The following is a 17,987-nucleotide window of genomic DNA, read 5'->3' on the forward strand; positions in this document are numbered from 1 at the left end:
GGGGGCTGGGGAAGCGGGAATGGGGGGCAGGGCTTCCTGCATCTGGTTCCACTCTCCGGCATCCGCTTCCCCGAACCATCGGCGTGACGCCAGTCGCGCCGTTTCCATACCTGATTCTTCATTTCCTACTCCCAGCCTTCTGTCGTGCCCCCTTACGCCGGTCCTCCCGTAGCCTCCCGTCAGGGGGATGCCAGCAGCACGCTGCGTCTGCTGGCGTACCTGGCCTTGGCCATCACCTTGATCGTGCTGGATGACCAGGGCGGCTGGATGTCGCGTCTGCGTGCCCAGGCCAATGTGCTGGTGCAGCCGGTGTGGGCGCTGGCCGGTGTGCCGGGCCGGGTGGGGGCCTCGGTCAAGGACAATGCGGCCAGCCATAACCAACTGGTCAGCGAGAACCGCGAGTTGCGCAACCAGCTGTTGATCGCCAATGCACGCCTGACCCGGCTGCAGACCGCCGCGCTGGACAATGCCCAGCTGCGCGAGCTGCTCAACGTGGCCGAGCGCAATGGCCTGGACGTGCAGCTGGCCCCCATCCTCGATATCGACCTGGACCCGGTGAAGCAGCGTCTGGTGCTGGATTCGGGTAGCCGCGCCGGCGTGCACGTCGGCCAGGCGGTGATCGATGCCGGTGGCCTGATGGGCCAGGTGATCGCGGTGACGCCGGCGCATTCGACCGTGCTGCTGCTGACCGATCCGGACCACGCGGTACCGGTGGCGGTGGCGCGCAACGGCGTGCGGCTGATCGTCTACGGTCGTGGCGACCGCCTGGAACTGCGCGACATCCCGCTCAGCGCGGGCGTGGAAGTAGGCGATGAGATCGTCACCTCCGGTCTGGGCGGGCGTTTCCCGGCCGGCTTCCCGGTCGGCAAGATCCTGAAGCTGCGTCCGGACGATACCCATGCGTTCCTGGTCGGCGAGCTGGAGCCGGCGGCCAAGCTGGACCGTGGTCGTAACGTGCTGCTGCTGCGTTCGGTGCCGGCGCTGCCGCAATTGCCGGACAGCAATGCAGGCGAATCGGCGCCGGAAGCCACGGCCGCGGGCGGCCCATCCATGGCTCCGGTCAACCGCATGGGCGCGGCTGCTGCCGTTGTTCCTGCCGCCGGCAACGCCACCAATCCTCCGGCTGCGGCGGCCACGCAGGCCCCGTCACGCACGCCAGCGAGCGAGCCGGCTGCTGCAGGTCCAGCGCCCGCCCCGGCGACAACGCCCGCCACCGAGCCCACACGCCCGGCAGCACCGGCGAGCGCTGACAACCCAAGCCCGCCGCAGGTGCGCCCATGAGTCGTCTGCGCAACAAGGGCTGGGTGATGCCGGTCAGTTTCGTGCTGGCCTTGCTGCTGGCGTTGATCCCGCTGCCCGAGCTGCTGCTGCCGGTGCGCCCGTACTGGTTGGCGCTGGTGCTGGCCTATTGGGTGATCGAAACCCCGGACAAGGTCGGGTTGGGCTTCGCGTTCTGCATCGGTCTGCTGGCCGATGTGATGTTTGGCGGCATTCTCGGCGAGCAGGCGCTGCGGCTGGTGGTGATGGCCTTCATCCTGCAGCGCTTCCGCGCCCGCATCCGGTTCTTTCCGCTGTCGCAGCAGGCCCTGGCCATGGGCGGGCTGTTGTTCAACGATCGCGTGATCGATGCTGCCATCCACCTGTTGGTGGGTGAGCCGCTGCTGCCGTGGAGCTACTGGGTGGCACCGCTGCTGGGCATGGCCTTGTGGCTGCCGCTGTATGTACTGCTGGATGCGGTGCGGCTGGGCAAGCGCGGGCGCTGACGTATGGCGTCGCGCCGCCAGAGCAAGAACCCGCACGCCGAGGCCGAGCAGTTCCGGCGGCGTGCGGCCATCGGTTTTCTCGGGGTGGTACTGGCCCTGGGTTTCCTGGCGGCCTGGTATTTCAAGCTGCAGGTGCTGGACCACGACATCTACGCCACCCGCTCCGAAGCCAACCGCATCAAGGCGCGGCCGGTGGTGCCTGGGCGTGGCTTGATCTACGACCGCAACGGCCGTCTGCTGGCCGAGAACGTGCCGGCCTTCCGCCTGGACGTGACCGCCGACAAGGTCGCGGACATGGACGCCACCCTGGCCGGTTTGCAAAAGATCTTCTCGCTCAGCGAAGAAGACATCGAGCGCTTCAAGCAATCGCGCAAGGCGCGCCGCGGCTTCATGCCGGTGACGCTGAAGCTGCGGGTCAGCGACGACGAGATGGCGCGTTTCGCCGTGGACCGCTGGCGCTATCCGGGCGTGGAACTGGAACCCTATCTGACCCGCCGCTATCCCTACGGCGATCTGTTCGGCCACATCATCGGCTACGTCGGCCGTGTCGACGACAAGGATCTGGAAGAGCTGGGCGAGGGCAATGCGGCACTGACGCACATCGGCAAGTCCGGGTTGGAGCGTTTCTACGAAACCCAGCTGCGCGGCAAGATCGGCTACGAGCAGGTCGAGACCAATGTGCAGGGCCGTGCGATCCGTACGGTGGGGCGGGTGCCGGCGCAGTCGGGCACCGATCTGCGGCTGTCGATCGATGCCGACCTGCAACGCGCCATGGTGGCGGCGTTCGGCGAGCAGGAAGGCTCGGCGGTGGCGATCGATCCGCGCACCGGCGAGATCCTGGCCATGGTCAGCCTGCCGTCGTTCGACCCCAATCTGTTCGTCAACGGCATTTCCCACGCTGACTTCAAGCGTCTGAACGAGAACCCGTCGCGGCCGCAGTTCAACCGCCTGGTGCTGGGTGGCGTGGCGCCGGGTTCGACGGTGAAGCCCTTCCTCGGCCTGGCCGGCCTGGACAGCGGCCTGCGCCGCCCGGAAGACAAGATCCTGTCGCGCGGCATGTTCTACCTGCCGGGTGTCAGTCGTGGCTGGGGTGACGCCAACCGTGGCGGCCATGGCTGGACCGATCTGCGCAAATCGATCACCCAGTCGGTCAATACCTATTACTACCAGCTCGGTATCGACATGGGCATCGAGCGCTATGACGACTACATGGGCAACCGCTATGGCTTTGGCCAGCCCACCGGCATCGATCTGGCCGGCGAGATCGGCGGGATCCTGCCGTCGCCGGCGGCCAAGCTCAAGTCCAACAAGGAACGCTGGTATCCGGGTGACACCGTCAATGCCAGCATCGGCCAGGGCCTGTGGAAGGTCACGCCGTTGCAACTGGTGCGCGGTGTTGGCGGCCTGGCCACCGGCCAGCTGCGCAGACCGCATCTGGTCATGGAGCAGCGTGCCGGCTTCGACCACGACTGGGCGCCGACGCCGCAACCGGCGAGCCGGCCGATCAGCCCCAATCCGGCCAACGTGCAGGCGGTGCGCGAGGGCATGATGGGCACCATGCAGCCCGGCGGCAGTGGTTGGCGGTCCGCAGCCGGTGCGCAGTACCGCATGGCAGGCAAGACCGGTACCGCCCAGGTCATCAGCCGCAAGGGTACGGCTGCCTTGAATCCGCGCAGCCTGCCGATGCATCTGCGCCATCGCGCGCTGTTCGTGGGTTTTGCGCCGGCCGAGGAGCCCGTGATCGCCATTGCCATTGCGGTGGAAGGCGGCGGCTATGGTGGTTCGGCCGCCGCGCCTATCGCGCGCAAGGTGTTTGATGCCTGGTTGCTCGGGGTGATGCCCGAAGGCCTGCAGCCGCTGGATGCCGAGCGCGGCACGGTGGCGGTGGGCGTGGCCACTTTTGATACCGAAGACGCGGGTTGGCGCGCGCGCGGTGAGTTGGTGGCGCCGCAGTTTGCCGATCTGCCGATCATGGTCGGCGCGCCTGCGCCGTTGCCGGGTGGGCCGCCGCAGCCGGTGCCTGAGGCGTTGCCCGGCGTTGCGCCGGCGACGGCACGTCCACCGACGCCGGCAGCAACGCCTGTGGAGGCACGTCGATGAGGGATTTCCTGCGCTGGGCGTTGGAGATGGGCCAGCGGCTCAGCCGCGGCCTGGACTGGCCGCTGCTGTTTGCCCTGCTTGCCTTGATGGCCATTGGCCTGTCGGTGCTGGACAGCGCCGGTGGCAGCGGCCTGGTGATGGCGCAGGGCGCCCGCTTCGCGGTGGGGCTGGTGGCCATGTGGGCGATCGCGCGGGTATCGATCCTGCGCATCCGCGCGTGGACGCCGATGATCTATGCATTCTCGATGCTGCCGCTGCTGGCGGTATTCGTACTTGGCACCGGCAAGTACGGGCGACAGTGGTTGAACCTGGGGCTGTTCTACCTGCAGCCGGCCGAGTTGTTGAAGGTCAGCCTGCCGATGATGGTGGCCTGGTACCTCAACCGCATGCCCTTGCCGCCGCGCATTCCGGTGGTGCTGGTGGCGGCGGTGATCATCGGCGTGCCGACCGGGCTGGTGATGTTGCAGCCGGACTTCGGTACCGGTGTGCTGATCGCCGCCAGCGGTGCCTTCGTGTTGTTGCTGGCCGGCCTGCCGTGGTGGTGGGTGGGCGTGGGCGTGGGCGGTGTTGCCGCAGCCGCGCCGGTGGCCTGGTTCTGGCTGCTGCGGCCGTACCAGAAGGACCGCATCATGATGTTCCTCGACCCCGAGAGCGATGCGCTGGGCGCGGGTTGGAACATCATCCAGTCCAAGATCGCCATCGGTTCCGGTGGGCTGACCGGCAAGGGCTGGGGGCTGGGCTCGCAGTCACACCTGAACTTCATCCCCGAGCAGACCACCGACTTCGCCTTCTCGGTGCTCAGTGAGGAGTACGGCTGGGTGGGCGTGGCCGTGGTGCTGGCGCTGTACCTGTTCGTGATCGGGCGCTGCCTGTGGATCGCGGTGGATTCGCGCGATACCTATTCGCGCCTGCTGGCCGGCGCCACCGGCCTGGCGTTCTTCGTCTACATCCTGGTCAACGGCGGCATGATCTCCGGGCTGTTGCCGGTGGTGGGTGTGCCGATGCCTTTGATCAGCTACGGCGGCACCTCGGCGGTGTCGCTGCTGGCCGGCTTTGGCCTGGTGATGGCGGTGCGTGCGCATCGCCCGGTGCACGGCGGCTGACGCAATGCTGTTGCGCGGATCGCGTATTGATCCGCGCCAATGTTGTGAGCTTTGATCCAGATCAAACACCTGGTTTCACTAAACCTTCACACTATGTCCCGTCACTGGCGCGCGCATCGCGCTGTGACTGCCGGCTCGCCGTATGGGGCAGCTGGCAGGTTGGCATCTGGCGGGATGACGGGGGGAGCCGTCGTCCCGGGTCCCCCGGGCGCTGACGCGAGTGTCGGTCATCTCTGCGGGATGGGGAGATGGCCGACGCTCCTTTTTTACCTTTGAGCGCCGCTTGTGAAGCTGTCGCCGGCGCTGTCACGCGCCCTTTCTGCATGGCTGGTAGCCGTCACTGACAGGACAAGCCTGCCAGCAAACTGTTGTCTATGCCGCCAACGTAGTAGGGGTATCCGGGTGCGGCGTCGCTCTCATCTTCGGAAAGATGGACATAGGCCAGTTGTTTTGGCGGTTTCGACATATACCAGAACGTCCCGATACCGGTTTTCTTGTCCAGCATGCACACATCAAACGATGCCGTTACCCGCGCATCGCCTGCACTGTAACCGGCAAAAAATGCCGTCAGCAGATCAAGGTGGTGGCGATGGAACGCATGGATATCATCAAAGAAGAGCGCCGGGCGCAGCTGCTTGTTGAATGCATTGTATTCGGCTTGTTCAAGCAGCTTGTCTGCGGACGAAAACTGCGTGACGAAAGGTTTGATGATCTCGCAAAGGATGCGGTCGGTTTTGACTGATACGCAATGCAGCTGAAACCCTACGCGTCCAGGTGCGGTGAAGAAGATATTTCCGGTGGAGATATCAGGTGGGATACCGCTGTTTGTACGGATCTGTTTGGCAGTTTTGGCAAGCTGAGCAAGATTTATGGGGCCGCCATCGCTCACGTTTTTTAAGAATAATCTCAAAAAATTGATCTTCAGAAAAACATCGCCGGAAGCGGCGATAGCACCGTATTTCCAAGGGTAAACCTTGCGGTAATTGGTGAGCACACACTCCGGTGCACCTGGGTTTGACTGCTGCGTCAATACTGCGCAATGATCTCCGGCGAGGATTAGATGATCCTGCGTATCGGCGGCGATGATCAGCGTCACTGCTATAAATCTCCATGGAAGTGCATCGTATATAAAGGAACTATGACATGCCCGGTAACTTCATCGTCAAGGCCAGTGACCACCCATTTCTGCAGGGCGAGTTCAGGGTAATTGGACTGCCAAAGTTACCGGACACCCGGCTCAAGTTGTTCGACGAAGGTTTTGTGCTGAAGGACAAGACAAGCGGCGAGCCTCTGCCCAACGTTTCCTATCGCATTCTGCTCGAGGACGGCAGCTATCTGGAGGGCGTCACCGATTCCCTCGGGCGCACGCAGGTGGTGAAAACAGCAAGCTCCGAAATGCTGTCTTTGGAAGTGAAGGAGGTTTGAGCCGATGATCATTGTCCCTGTCGCGCAGCACATCTTTCGCCGCATTGCCGAATCCGCCACCTCGCCCATATCCAAGACGGCACGCAGGGAAGTTCTGGTCGAAAGGCCGGAGAACGTGCTGCATATCGACGCCATTACGCTTGCACCGGAAATCTTCGAGGAAGATAGCGAGGCAGACGTAGACCGTATAGCAATCGAAGGCTCAACCGAGCCGCAGGCAATCCCGCATAAACACCCGATGGTCAAGGTCGAGCCCGCGGACAACCGCATCGCGCACCGCGAGCTGAAGGTTCGCATCTGGAGCGAAGGCCGCCCCGACAATCACCATGCAGGCAAGACGGTGACATGGACGATGGTGCCGCTGTTCGTGCGCCCTGTGGCAGAAGGCGAGGAAGCAGCCGCCGCTGTTTTCCGGGGTGATTGGGCGCAGGCGGCAGTCGCGCATCGTGACCGCTTCGAGACGCCAGCCGAGTTCACCGCCACTGGGTTCGCTCGCGTCAGTCAGGAGCAGGCAACCACCACCGTGGACGATACCGGCCACACCGCCATCCGCATCAACCTGCCGCCCGTCGCGTTCAATGCTGCGCGCATCAGCGTGCAGTTGGAGGGCGAGGCTGCAGCAGTCGAGCTGATCGACCTGGAGGTGCCGGGCATCATCGTGATCGACCCCGGGCACGGGGGCGTAGACAACTATGCTGGCTCCTCGGCCAACAATGCGACTTCACACACCAGCCGTCTTCTGGAAAAAGAACTGACGCTTGATTTTGGCCTACGGACCAGAACGGCATTGCGCGCGCTGCGTGTCGGTGAGAATCAAAACCTACGGGTGCACATGACGCGAGCCGATGACGTAAATAAGAAAGGAAGTGAGCGCGCGCTGACCGGCCGGATCAACGGCGCTGATGTCCTATTAAGCATCCATTTCAATGGCGCAAATGCGGTGGCAAGAGGCACCGAGACACTGATCCGCCCTCGCGCCACTAACGTGAATTTTGATGAGGACACTGCGCTGGCGCAAAGAGTGAATGACGCGGCTTACAACGCAATTCTCACGCATGATGCCGGGGCAAGAAATCGTGGAATTAAATCTGAAAGGGAACTTTCCGTTCAACGTGAAGCGTCGCTGGGGAATTCCGCCGACTATCACCCCTTGCGCTCGGCACTCCTGGAGGTTGAGTTCATCGATAACGAGGCCGTGGATAGGCTGCTCAGCATCAATGAGGGTTACGAGCAGGTCAGGCAGGATATCTGCGATGCCGTCGCCGGAGCATTACTTGAAGATTTGAGGATGAATCCATGAAGCAGCTACGCCTATTGCGGAACAATGCATTCTTTCACGGCAGCCGGGTACTGCCTTACCTGATCCTGCTTGGATCGGTTCTTGTATCGGGTTGCAATTCGGAAGCCGTCGCGGTGGCAGCGTCATTTGCTGAACCCCCGCACTCAATATCGCCATCGCCATCGCCATCGCCATCGGCGACGGAACAGCGGGCGGTTCACTATCTGCTGACAACGGTGACAGTGGACGAGGTATCTCCGCGACGGCTAGGAAAGTTGCCAGACATGCTGGTTGAATCTGGGTCTGAACGTGCGCGGATCATCACGCACAATCTTGGCGTGATAAGGTCTGCTCCCTTTGGGGGCAAGATTTATGGTTCTGTAGTCAGCCCGGATCAGAAATGGGCTTTGCTCGATATCGGCGAAGCGGGGTATGCGATTGCTTCCGCTGAATCATTGGCCAAATCATTTGAAGATATCCCCAGGCCGCCGAGGATCCCTGATGGTTTCGATGACGCAACCGCTATTGGTTGGATGGTTTTCGACGACGATCACTTGATCGGGCAGGCCGACCTTCCTTCATTGGATCCGGGGGTAGGGATGACCCTTTCGGAAAAGGATTCGCTTCCGCCTCGGGATACGCTGATCTATATCTACACCGTTTCCAGCGGAACAACGACGCGCGCCGAGATTGACGGAACATTGCCGCGTCCTTTCGATATTATCGAAGGTCCTGGGGGGCGTATCGTTATTGCAAATAATTTTAATCTCGAATTGCTTGGCGCGAAGATCATTCAGATTCCGGAGCCTTGATCCCCTGGCTCCGAAGAGCGCGTTTGTATGCTTTCGTGTGTGCCCGAGCGTCATGCGTCGCGGGTATTTTTGAAAGTGTCCGGGTTGCAGCAGGTCGGTCGGAACATCCGCGATGCCGTCGCCGACGTATTGCCTGAAGATTTAAGGATGAATCGATGAAGCAGCTACGCCTATCGCGGAACAGTGCGACCTTCTTTCACAGCAGCCGGGTGCTGCTTTGCCTGATCCTGTTTGGCGCGGTTCTCGTGTCGGGTTGCACATCCGAAGCGGTGGCGGTGGCGGTTTCGTCACCGGAAGAAAAGCCTGCAACGTTGTCATCGATAGCGTCGCCGGACCAGCGGGCAGTTCGCTATCTGCTGACAACGGTGCCAGCGGAGGAGGCACCATCGAGATCGGGCGGGCAATTTCCTTTTATTCTGTCTGGGTCTGGGTCTGAGCACGCACAGATACTTGATCAGAATCGCGAGATAATGAGGTCCGCTCCGGAGGGAGGGACGATTTTCAGTTTCAGAATAAGTAAAAATAAAAAATGGGCTCTTATCTATTTCGGCGATGCGGGGTATGCGATTGCTTCCGCTGAAACATTCGAAGACATCGCCAGGCCGCCGATACGACCTGATGGTTTCGAGGATGCGACATGGTTCAGGTGGTTAATTCTCGACGATGATCACTTGATCGGGCAGGCCACCCTTCCTTCACTGGATCCGGGGGTGGGGATGACCCTTTCCGAAAAGGATTCGCTTCCGCCCCGCGATACGCTGATCTATATCTATACCATTTCCAGCGGAACAACGACGCGCGCCGAGATTGACGGAACATTGCCACGCCCTTTCCGTATTTCTGAAGATACTCAAGGCCGTCTGCTTATTTTGAGTCTTGATGATCTCGAAAAGTTTGGCGCGAAGATCGTCCAGATTCCGGAGCCTTGATCCCCCGGACCCACGAATGCCGCGTTTGCATGCTTTCATGCGTGCCCGAGCGTCATGCGTCTCGGACATTTTCTAGAAAGAGCGGGTACCTGTCCGGGTTGCAGCAGGTCGGTCGGAACATCCGCGATGCCGCCGCCGACGCATTGTGTGAAGATTTAAGGATGAATCAATGAGGCAGCTACGCCTATTGCGGACCAATGCACTCTTTCACAGCAGCCGGGTGCTGCTTTGCCTGATCCTGTTTGGCGCGGGTCTCGTGACGGGTTGTACATCCGAAGCGGTGGCGGTGGCGGCCTCACCTGCTGAGTCCGCCCTCGCAACATCGCCATCGCTGACAGATCAGCGGGCAGTTCGCTATCGGCTGACAGGTGTGCCAGTGGACGAGGTAGCACCGCGACGGGTAGGAGAGTTACCCGACATGCTGGTCGGGTCTGGGCCTGAGCGCGCGCGGATCATTAGACACAATCTGGACGTGATAAGGTCTGCTTCCCCATCGGGCAGGATTTCTGATGCTAAAGTCAGCCCGGACCGGAAATGGGCGTTGCTCTCTATCGGTGAAGCGGGATATGCGATTGCTTCCGCTGAATCATTCGCCAATTCATTCGAAGACATCGTCAGGCCGCCGAGATTTCCCGATGGTTTCGATGACGCACCCGCTATTGATTGGATCATTCTCGACAATGATCACTTGATCGGACAAGTCGGCCTTCCTTCACTGGATCCGGGGGTGGGAATGACCCTTTCGGAAAAAGAGTCGCTTCCGCCCAGGGATACGCTGATTTATATATACACCATCTCCAGTGGAGCAGTGACGCGTGCCGAGATTGACGAAAAATTGCCGCGTCCTTTCAGTATTGTTGAAGGTACTGAGGGTCGTCTATTGATTGAAAATTTTTATGATCGCGAAGAGTTTGGTGTGAAAATAATTCAGATTCCCGAGCCCTGATTTCGGTCCTAAGGCCGCGTTTGCATGCTTTCGTGTGTGCCCGAGCGTCATGCGTCGCGGGCATTTTTTTGAAAGAGCGGGTGCGTGTCCGGGTTGCAGCAGGTCGGTCGGAACATCCGCGATGCCGTCGCCGACTTATTGCCTGAAGATTTAAGGATGAATCGATGAAGCAGCTACGCCTATCGCGGAACAGTGCGACCTTCTTTCACAGCAGCCGGGTGCTGCTTTGCCTGATCCTGTTTGGCGCGGTTCTCGTGTCGGGTTGCACATCCGAAGCGGTGGCGGTGGCGGTTCCATCTGCTGAGTCCGCCCTCGCAACATCGCCATCGCCGACGGATCAGCGGGCAGTTCGCTATCGGCTGACAGGTGTGCCAGTGGACGAGGTAGCACCGCGACGGCTACGAGACTTGCCAGTCTGGCTGGACGAGTCTGGGCCTGAGCGCGCGCAGATCATTAGACACAATCTGGGCGTGATAAGGACTGCTTCCCAATCGGGAAGGATTTCTGATGCTAAAGTCAGCCCGGACCGGAAATGGGCGTTGCTCTCTATCGGTGAAGCGGGGTATGCGATTGCTTCCGCTGAATATTTAGCCAAATCATTCGAAGACATCGACACGCCGCCGAGAGACCCCGATGGTTTCGATGACGCAACCGCGATTTATTGGGTCATTCTCGACGACGATCACTTGATAGGGCAGGCCGACCTTCCTTCGCTGGATCCGGGGGGGATGACCCTTTCGGAAAAGGATTCGCTTCCGCCTCGGGATACGCTGGTTTATATCTACACCCTCTCCACTGGAAAGACGGCGCGCGCCGAGATTGACGGAACATTGCCGCGCCCTTTCCGCATTTCTGAAGATCCTGAAGGTCGTCTGCGTATTTTGAGTTTTGATGATCTTGAAGAGTTCGGCGCGAAGATCATTCAGATTACGGAGCCGTGACCCGCAGCGATTGCGGGATTCCCAGCCCGAGGCGTCGGCAGTGGGTGCAGCTGCTATGTGAAGGACTGCAACGCCATCAGGCCGATTCGCCCGTGGTTGCCACCCATCAGAAGTGGAAGGCACCGGTACGGCACTCGCAAGATCGAACCACCCCGCTGGGCAGTCCGGGCGGGGCGGAGGGCTTGCGTTCCATTTGGGGGCCAATGCCGTGTTTGGGAGAGTTGGCCGCCTGTCTGGCGCATTCACGTTCAAAGGCCGCCGCGAGCAGTGGCCGAGCGCTTCAATCCTGTTGTGATTCATGGTCTTATTGATGGAAATTCATCTTCGACCTGCTAATCTCGCCCGATGATTAGACGCGCCCTGGTTTGTTGCCTCACCCTCGGCATGGTTGCCTGCGCAACCCAGCCGAAGTCTCCTGCCCCCCTGCCGGCCCCGGCGGAAACGCCGGTCAAGCCCAATGCCGGCCCGGCCGAGGCCGTCCCCGAGGCCCAGGCAAGCCTGCCGCCGGTGGATCTGACCCCGGTGCCGTTTGAAACCGCCCGCGCCAATTTCGTGCGCGATACGGCGGCCAAGTACCGCATCGACCCGGCCTATATCGAAGCTACCCTGGCCCAGGCGCAGATCCGCGAGCCGATCATCGCGGCGATGTCGCGTCCGGCCGAACGGGTCAAGCCGTGGAACGAATACCGGCCGATGTTCATCACCCAGGCCCGCATCGATGGCGGTCGCAACTTCCTGGCGCAGCACCGCGATGAGTTGATGCGGGTGCAGGAGCGCACCGGCGTGCCGGCCGAAGTGATCGTCTCCATCATTGGCGTGGAAACCAGCTACGGCCGCAATGCCGGCAACCACCGCGTGCTCGATGCGCTGTACACCCTGGCCTTCAAGTACCCGCGCAGCGGCGACCCGGCCAAGCTCGAGCGCGAGGTGCGCCGCGAACTGTTCTTCCGCGATGAGCTGGCCAAGCTGTTCGAGTTGAGTGCGCTGGAAAAGCTCGACATCACTTCGCTCAAGGGCAGTTACGCCGGTGCGATGGGAATGGGTCAGTTCATGCCGTCCAGCTACCTGGACTTCGCGGTGGACGGCAATGGCGACGGCCGCCGTGACCTGTTCAACAGCTATGACGATGTGTTCTCGTCCATCGCCAATTACTTCGTCAAGAAGGGCGGCTGGATCCGCGGTGGCACCGTTGCGGTACCGGCGACGCTGCAGGCCGGCTTCGAGGAGTTCAATCCCACCGACTGGACCCCGACCTATACCGTTACCGAGCTGGCGGCGCGTGGTTACCAGCCGGTCACGCCGGTGCGCGCGGTCAACGCCAAGGCTACCCCGGTGACCCTGGAAGGCAGCGACGGCAAGCAGTACTGGCTGGGCTTCCAGAACTACTACGCAATCACCCGCTACAACATCTCCAAAATGTACGCGATGGCCGTATTCCAGCTGTCCCAGGCCATCGCCAGCAAGGAGCTTCCCCCGGCATGAACATCAAGTGGCTGGTCCCTGCGTTGATCGTGCTCGGGCTGGCCGCCTGCAGCAGCGCCCCCAAGAAGTCGGCACCCGGTACAGCGGGTGCCAGCTCGACATCGCGGCCGGCGACGGTGGTACACGGGCGCGGCAGCGCACGCGGTGAATGCCCTGAGGGCTCACCTTATGCCAAGGCGCAGGAAGACCTGTCCACCCGTGGCAACTACACCGCTGGCGGCCTGTACAAGCCCGGTGTAAGCGACTCCACGCCGAGCTACATACCCAATGTGGATTGCATTCCCGAGCCGGTAGTGACCAACGAGGCGCGCTCGGCGGTCGGCAATCGGTCGCCGTATACGGTGCTGGGCAAGCAGTACCAGATCATGGATCGCGTCGATAACTACGTGGAGCAGGGCACTGCCTCGTACTACGGGCAGAAATTCCACGGGCGCCTCACCTCCAACCGTGAGGTGTACGACATGTACGCCTTCACCGCCGCGCACAAGACCTTGCCGCTGCCGAGTTTTGCGCGGGTGACCAACCTGGACAACGGCGAGTCTGTGATCGTGCGCGTCAATGATCGTGGCCCGTTCCATGAAGGCCGGGTCATTGACCTGAGCTATGCCGCTGCCGTGCGGTTGGGCATCACCCAGCGCGGCACCGGCCGGGTGGAGGTGCATGGCCTGACCCCCGGCAGCGAGAACCTGCAGGCCTCCGGTGACAGCCGTCGTGTCCGTCGTGAGCGTGCTGCTGCGACGGTTGCCGCCGCAGTGCCGGCGACGCGGCCCGCAGCAGCGGCACCCAGCCGCATGGACCAGTTGGTCGAGAAGCTGCCGGCCGCCCCGGCCCGACCGGTTGCCGGCAGCGCCGACCATTTCGAAACCTGGATGAAGGACAACGGGGTGCGTGTCGCCACCGGTCGTCCAGCCACCACCAGCGCGGCCAGCACGGCGGCAGCCCCGGTACGCGTCCAGGCCTTGCCGGCATCGTCGGAGCTGCTGCAGTTCACGCCGCCGGCCGGCGGCGCGGTGGCCGCAGCGTCGGTGCCGAAGGCCGCGCCAGCGGCACAGCCTGACCCTGCTTCCCGCGCGCTGGGCGCGATCCTGCTGCAGGTGGCCAGTTTCTCCTCCCGTGACAATGCTGCAAGGGCCTTGGGCCAGCTGACCTCGGCCGGTATCGTCGGGGCCAGCCTCAGTGACATCGTCAGCGGCGGCCGTACCTTGTGGCGCCTGCGCGTGCCGGCCAGCGACAACAACAGCGCCACGGAACTTGCCGGGCGCATTGCCGGTCTTGGATTTGGCCTGCCACAAGTGGTCCGCGATTAACCCCAGCCATACCGGGGTGCCGCCGTCTGGCTGGCGTCGCCCTACAATGACCGCCCGAATTTTTCTTCCTCGTCCATCAGGAACCGTTTTCCGATGAAATTCCGTTTTGCCGCCGTTGCACTGGCCACCACGCTCGCCGTGGGTCTGGCCTCCGCCCAGACACCCACCCCGACGCCGACGCCTGCACCGGCCGCCGCTGCCGCTCCGGCACAGGTGGCAACGCCGCCGGCACCGGTTCCGACCACGGCCACGGCATGGGTGCTGATGGACTACGCCACCGGCCAGGTGCTGGCGGGCGAGAATATCCATACCCCGCTGCCGCCGGCCAGCATCACCAAGGTGATGACGTCCTACGTGCTGGCTGCGGAAATGAAGACCGGCAAGATCAAGCCGGACGACCAGGTGATGATGAGCGAGCGCGCCTGGCGTGAGGGCGGCGCAGGCACCGATGGCAGCTACAGCGGTTTCCCGGTCAACCAGACGGCGCGTCTGGAAGACATGGAAAAGGGCATGGCGATCCAGTCCGGCAACGACGCGGCGATCGCGTTGGCCGAACATGCGGCCGGCAGCCAGGAAGCGTTTGCGGCGTTGATGAACAGCTACGCCGCCAAGATCGGCATGAAGGACTCGCACTTCGTCAACGCACACGGCCTGAACGCCGAGGGCCACCAGTCCAGCGCCTACGATCTGGCGCTGCTGGGTCGCGCCTTCGTGCGCGACTACCCGGAGACCTATGCCTACAACAAGATCAAGGAATTCACGGTAGGCAAGATCACCCAGCCGAACCGCAACCTGCTGTTGTGGCGTGACCAGAGCGTGGACGGCATCAAGACCGGCCACACTTCGGCTGCCGGCTACTGCCTGCTGAGCTCGGCCCAGCGCGGTGACCAGCGTCTGGTCGCGGTACTGATGGGCGGCGCGTCGGAGAAGCAGCGTGCCGATGACAGCCTGGCGTTGTTGAACTGGGGTTTCCGTTTCTTCGAAACCCATCGCATGTATGAGCCGGGCAAGGCGGTGACCACGCAGCATGTGTGGAAGGGCGCGGCCGATGAGGTGCAGTTGGGTGTGGCGCAGCCGATGCTGGTGAGCGTGCCGCGTGGCCGTTACAACGATCTGAAGCCGTCGATGGACGTGCCGAAGGAGTTGGTGGCGCCGATCACTGCAGGTCAGCAGATTGGTACGGTCAAGGTGTCGCTGGATGGCAAGGTGGTTGCCGAGGCACCGTTGGTGGCTGTGCAGGCGGTGGAAGAGGGCGGTTTCTTCAAGCGTCTGTGGGATGCCTTCATGATGTGGTGGAAGTCCGAATAAGGGCTCTTACCGGCTGAAAAGCCGAGCGGCGTTGCGGTGTTCTGTCGACTGGAGTTCAGGTCGATGGGGCGCAGCAACGCCGCTTTTGTTTTGCCGGCGGAGCGCCGCTCAGTCGCCCCTTGGCCAAGTGCAGCTCAGCTCCAGATGCCGTTTTGGCCCCAAGTGCAGCTTTGCTCCCTCCCTTTGCCGCAGGCAAGGGGAGGGTTGGGGAGGGGTAGCTTTCGCAGTTGCAGTTGCAGCTGCAGTCGCGGTTGCTTTGGACTTTGACTTACCGGGCCCCTTCCGCAGCGACGGAGCCAGTGGGAAGAACCCGAAGGGCGACGTGCATGGATGCACGTCGTTTTTCGCCACGACAGGGATGTCGTGTCGAAAAATCCCGCTGGCGGAGTGGACCCGCGCCGCGCAGCGGCGTGGGCGCGGAGGCAGGGTGTGCTTTCTTTTGGTTATCTTTTCTTTGCACAAGCAAAGAAAAGTAACTCGCTCCCCGAAGGGGAGTGAAAGCTCTTGCTCTTGTTCCAACCGCAACCGCAACCGCAACCGCAACCAAGATCAAGATCAAGATCAAGATCAAGAGCTTTCGCCCGCCTGCGGCGCGCGAGCACACCTTTCTTTGCTTGTGCAAAGAAACGTGGCCCAAAGAAAGCACACCCTGCCTCCGCGCCCACGCCGCTGCGCGGCGCGGGTCCACTCCGCTGGCAGGATTTTTCGACGAGACATCCCTGTCTCGTCGAAAAACGACGCACATCCATGTGCGCCGCCCCGTCCGGGGTCTTGTCTGCCAGCTCCGTCGCTGCGGAAGGGGCCCGGTAAGTCAAAAGCTGAAGAGCGAAAGCCGAAGCAAATGCAAAAGCAAAAGCAAATGCAAAAGCAAAAGCAAAAGCAAAAGCCGGAGCGAAAGCCGGAGCGAAAGCGCCCTCACCCCAACCCCTCTCCCGCATGCGGGAGAGGGGCTGGCAATGCGTCGGCTGCTAGTGCATTAGCCCCTCTCCCGCGTGCGGGAGAGGGGTTGGGGTGAGGGCGCTTTGAGCTTCTCTCTCTACAAAGCGCAGAAACTGCGCTGCGCAGGCAGCTGCAATCAAAGCGTGCGACTGATGGTGAAGCTGCCGAATACCGGGGTCTGTTTCTGACCGTCAAATTCGCGGGTGCGGTGGTAGCGGGCCAGGGCGAATTTCCATTTGCCACGCATCACCGCAACGCCATATCCGATGTCGCCTACCAAGGCCCGCTTGTCCACGCTGTGACTGTTGCGGAAGGTGTTGCCATCCAATGTGATGTCGCGCAGTACCCAACGCGCGTCACTGGTGACGAACAGGTGGCTGGACCAGCCTTCGGCGCGGCCGCGGCGGGTGGGTGCCGTGTTTTCGCCGGCCGGGCGCATCGGTGAACTGCCGAAGTCATCTGGCAACTTCCAGCCAAAACGTACTTCACCGCCAACATTGGCATACGTGGCAAGGTTGCCGATAGCGCCGCCCCAATGGCTGATCGCGTCCCAGCCCCAACCTGCAGCGTTGCCTTCCGCAGGCCAGCGCTGCATGCGCTCATGCAGCAGTTTGAATACCGGCTCGTCGTGCAACTGGTTGTCCCAGCCCATGAATTCTTCATCGCCCAGGACGCTGTGCACCGCGTCCTGTACCTGCTTGCCCTGTGCCGAAGGGCCGATCATTCCCAAGGCCAGCTGGGTGGTTCGCAGGTGGTTGCCGTTGCGCGCGTTGTAACCGAAATTGACCATCAACACCGCCGCATACGGGCGGTCATCTTCGATCAAGTCGCTGCGGGTGCTGTCAGTAGGCGTGTACAAGCCCTGGCCGAAGCTGAAGATCATGTTCTGCTGCTGGAACTCGCCGGGGTGTAAACGTTCCAGGTGCCGATTCATCCAGCGCGCAAGGCGCGGCAGGCAGGGGTCGTCGGTGTAGTCCTGCAGGTTTGGCGACACCAAGGTGAACATCGCGCCATTGGTGTATCCCTGATCCTGCTGCGCGCCGCCCAGCAGATCATTGTCGACGCGGAAGTTGATTGCAGGCGGGTGATCATCCAGGGCACTTTGCGTGCATTGCTGCGCCGCCCAGGCCGGTGCGATTGCGAGGCTGCCTGTAAACAACAGCATTCGGGCAGCGTTTTTCATGGGGAGGCTCCACGCCAGCAGGATGACATGCAGCTTAGTGGTGCGTTGTTGACCGGCATATCGCTATCGAGCGGACAGATTGTTGTGAGTGTGATGGTGGCTTTTCATGCGCATGTGCGCGCAACAGGTGGCGTTCGTGGACGTTGCCGTGATTCCTGCGCGGTAGCAGCGGTGCAGGTGGCATGTCGGATCGCGACGGCTATTTTCGCTTCTTTCCGCGCCTGCCTTTGGCCGGACTGGCGGGATAGAGGTTTGCTCCGGTGGGACAGTCATCATCCGTCCCCGGCGTTGCGCGCAGGCCGTGATTCGAAAATTGCGGTTCGGTACTGCAGGAGGGTGTTCGATGCGTGTCCGCTGACGCCGCTGGCCATGAGCCGGTACGGTTCCGGCAGGAGGTTGGCCTGGCGACGCTGATCCGGCTGAGCTCTGGGCATGAGGTGCGGGTCCGGGGGCGGGGATTGTGCCGGCCA

The 17,987-nt window shown here is 62.0% G+C and carries 15 protein-coding genes; 13 read left to right on the forward strand and 2 right to left on the reverse strand.

Features of this window, described 5'->3' with window-relative positions:
• Positions 1–144 precede the first annotated feature (144 nt).
• The 4 genes from mreC to rodA are packed head-to-tail and all read left to right on the forward strand — an operon-like array spanning position 145 to position 4,966.
• Complete coding sequence (gene mreC / locus AC1VXC_RS03385; RefSeq protein WP_481539708.1) at positions 145–1,281, forward strand: rod shape-determining protein MreC; 1,137 nt, start codon at positions 145–147, stop codon at positions 1,279–1,281.
• Complete coding sequence (mreD, locus tag AC1VXC_RS03390; protein ID WP_313173017.1) at positions 1,278–1,763, forward strand: rod shape-determining protein MreD; 486 nt, start codon at positions 1,278–1,280, stop codon at positions 1,761–1,763. Before mreC ends, mreD begins: the two co-directional genes overlap by 4 nt.
• Positions 1,764–1,766: 3 nt before the next feature.
• Entirely contained in the window at positions 1,767–3,863 is a 2,097-nt protein-coding gene (mrdA, locus tag AC1VXC_RS03395; RefSeq protein ID WP_481539707.1) for a penicillin-binding protein 2, read from the forward strand.
• Entirely contained in the window at positions 3,860–4,966 is a 1,107-nt protein-coding gene (gene rodA / locus AC1VXC_RS03400) for a rod shape-determining protein RodA (RefSeq protein WP_313173019.1), read from the forward strand. The genes mrdA and rodA overlap by 4 nt, the downstream gene beginning before the upstream one ends.
• A gap of 337 nt (positions 4,967–5,303) precedes the next feature.
• Here the strand turns inward: rodA and AC1VXC_RS03405 are convergent, their stop codons facing one another.
• Positions 5,304–6,062: a hypothetical protein gene (locus AC1VXC_RS03405; protein ID WP_481539706.1), complete on the reverse strand. Its 759-nt coding sequence runs from the start codon at positions 6,060–6,062 to the stop codon at positions 5,304–5,306.
• Positions 6,063–6,109: 47 nt separating this feature from the next.
• Here AC1VXC_RS03405 and AC1VXC_RS03410 point away from each other — a divergent pair, with 47 nt between their 5' ends.
• The 9 genes from AC1VXC_RS03410 to AC1VXC_RS03450 all read left to right on the forward strand — a co-directional run bounded on the left by AC1VXC_RS03410 (position 6,110) and on the right by AC1VXC_RS03450 (position 15,395).
• A complete protein-coding gene (locus AC1VXC_RS03410) occupies positions 6,110–6,391 on the forward strand; it encodes a hypothetical protein (protein ID WP_481539705.1) in 282 nt (93 codons plus the stop codon).
• Positions 6,392–6,395: 4 nt separating this feature from the next.
• Positions 6,396–7,691: an N-acetylmuramoyl-L-alanine amidase gene (locus AC1VXC_RS03415; RefSeq protein WP_481539704.1), complete on the forward strand. Its 1,296-nt coding sequence runs from the start codon at positions 6,396–6,398 to the stop codon at positions 7,689–7,691.
• Complete coding sequence (locus AC1VXC_RS03420) at positions 7,688–8,482, forward strand: hypothetical protein (protein WP_481539703.1); 795 nt, start codon at positions 7,688–7,690, stop codon at positions 8,480–8,482. Before AC1VXC_RS03415 ends, AC1VXC_RS03420 begins: the two co-directional genes overlap by 4 nt.
• Before the next feature lie 155 nt (positions 8,483–8,637).
• On the forward strand, positions 8,638–9,411 hold the full coding sequence (locus AC1VXC_RS03425) for a hypothetical protein (RefSeq protein ID WP_481539702.1): 774 nt from the start codon (positions 8,638–8,640) through the stop codon (positions 9,409–9,411).
• Positions 9,412–9,580: 169 nt separating this feature from the next.
• Entirely contained in the window at positions 9,581–10,357 is a 777-nt protein-coding gene (locus AC1VXC_RS03430) for a hypothetical protein (RefSeq protein ID WP_481539701.1), read from the forward strand.
• A 164-nt stretch (positions 10,358–10,521) separates the two neighbouring features.
• Positions 10,522–11,298, forward strand: a complete 777-nt coding sequence (locus AC1VXC_RS03435; RefSeq protein WP_482995001.1) for a hypothetical protein — start codon at positions 10,522–10,524, stop codon at positions 11,296–11,298.
• A 345-nt stretch (positions 11,299–11,643) separates the two neighbouring features.
• Positions 11,644–12,780: a lytic murein transglycosylase B gene (mltB, locus tag AC1VXC_RS03440; RefSeq protein ID WP_481539943.1), complete on the forward strand. Its 1,137-nt coding sequence runs from the start codon at positions 11,644–11,646 to the stop codon at positions 12,778–12,780.
• Complete coding sequence (locus tag AC1VXC_RS03445) at positions 12,777–14,087, forward strand: septal ring lytic transglycosylase RlpA family protein (protein ID WP_481539944.1); 1,311 nt, start codon at positions 12,777–12,779, stop codon at positions 14,085–14,087. Before mltB ends, AC1VXC_RS03445 begins: the two co-directional genes overlap by 4 nt.
• A 93-nt stretch (positions 14,088–14,180) precedes the next feature.
• A complete protein-coding gene (locus AC1VXC_RS03450) occupies positions 14,181–15,395 on the forward strand; it encodes a D-alanyl-D-alanine carboxypeptidase family protein (protein WP_313173029.1) in 1,215 nt (404 codons plus the stop codon).
• Positions 15,396–16,470: 1,075 nt separating this feature from the next.
• On the opposite strand, the gene AC1VXC_RS03455 is transcribed toward AC1VXC_RS03450, so the two are convergent.
• Positions 16,471–17,517: a lipid A deacylase LpxR family protein gene (locus tag AC1VXC_RS03455; protein WP_313173030.1), complete on the reverse strand. Its 1,047-nt coding sequence runs from the start codon at positions 17,515–17,517 to the stop codon at positions 16,471–16,473.
• Positions 17,518–17,987: the final 470 nt, after the last annotated feature.

The sequence above is a fragment of the Stenotrophomonas sp. STEN033 genome (genome assembly GCF_056856655.1).

Excerpts from the sequence above, each read along its gene's own strand:
- AC1VXC_RS03410 (WP_481539705.1), top strand. The coding sequence starts at position 6,110 with ATGCCCGGTAACTTCATCGTCAAGGCCAGTGACCACCCATTTCTGCAG.
- AC1VXC_RS03445 (WP_481539944.1), top strand. The coding sequence starts at position 12,777 with ATGAACATCAAGTGGCTGGTCCCTGCGTTGATCGTGCTCGGGCTGGCC.
- AC1VXC_RS03425 (WP_481539702.1), top strand. The coding sequence starts at position 8,638 with ATGAAGCAGCTACGCCTATCGCGGAACAGTGCGACCTTCTTTCACAGC.
- rodA (WP_313173019.1), top strand. The coding sequence starts at position 3,860 with ATGAGGGATTTCCTGCGCTGGGCGTTGGAGATGGGCCAGCGGCTCAGC.
- AC1VXC_RS03430 (WP_481539701.1), top strand. The coding sequence starts at position 9,581 with ATGAGGCAGCTACGCCTATTGCGGACCAATGCACTCTTTCACAGCAGC.
- mreD (WP_313173017.1), top strand. The coding sequence starts at position 1,278 with ATGAGTCGTCTGCGCAACAAGGGCTGGGTGATGCCGGTCAGTTTCGTG.
- mltB (WP_481539943.1), top strand. The coding sequence starts at position 11,644 with ATGATTAGACGCGCCCTGGTTTGTTGCCTCACCCTCGGCATGGTTGCC.
- AC1VXC_RS03435 (WP_482995001.1), top strand. The coding sequence starts at position 10,522 with ATGAAGCAGCTACGCCTATCGCGGAACAGTGCGACCTTCTTTCACAGC.
- AC1VXC_RS03455 (WP_313173030.1), bottom strand. The coding sequence starts at position 17,517 with ATGAAAAACGCTGCCCGAATGCTGTTGTTTACAGGCAGCCTCGCAATC.
- AC1VXC_RS03415 (WP_481539704.1), top strand. The coding sequence starts at position 6,396 with ATGATCATTGTCCCTGTCGCGCAGCACATCTTTCGCCGCATTGCCGAA.
- AC1VXC_RS03450 (WP_313173029.1), top strand. The coding sequence starts at position 14,181 with ATGAAATTCCGTTTTGCCGCCGTTGCACTGGCCACCACGCTCGCCGTG.
- AC1VXC_RS03420 (WP_481539703.1), top strand. The coding sequence starts at position 7,688 with ATGAAGCAGCTACGCCTATTGCGGAACAATGCATTCTTTCACGGCAGC.
- mrdA (WP_481539707.1), top strand. The coding sequence starts at position 1,767 with ATGGCGTCGCGCCGCCAGAGCAAGAACCCGCACGCCGAGGCCGAGCAG.